The 367-nt window shown below is 53.7% G+C and carries 1 protein-coding gene; it reads left to right on the top strand.

Annotated features, from left to right (window positions below; genetic code table 11):
- Positions 1–367: DHH family phosphoesterase (locus MM817_RS16580; RefSeq protein ID WP_241717172.1), on the top strand; the 367-nt coding region annotated here is incomplete at both ends.

The raw sequence follows: 367 nt of genomic DNA, 5'->3' as shown, positions 1-367 counted from the left end.
TTTCTCATGCACGACATGCACAAGGCAGTAGCGCGTATACAGGATGCGATTGTGCGCAAGGAAACCGTGATGATCTTTGGTGACTACGACGTCGATGGCGTTTCATCGGTCACGATTCTCGTCAAAGTCCTGCGTAAACTGGGCGTAGATCCCCTTTGGCGCGTGCCGGATCGCTTTTGCGAAGGCTATGGGATTCGTCCGCAAGCGGTGATCGACGCGAAGGAGCAAGGTGTCCATCTCATCATCACTGTAGACAATGGAATCGCCGCACTCGAAGCGGCAGATCTTGCGCGTACAAGTGGGATCGATCTCATCGTGACGGATCATCACCATATTGGCCATCAACTGCCTGACGCCTATGCACTTG

Origin of the sequence: Sulfoacidibacillus ferrooxidans, from assembly GCF_022606465.1 — a bacterium.
Taxonomy (GTDB): Bacteria; Bacillota; Bacilli; order Alicyclobacillales; family SLC66; genus Sulfoacidibacillus; species Sulfoacidibacillus ferrooxidans.
This window is presented reverse-complemented; position numbering and strand designations above follow the sequence as displayed.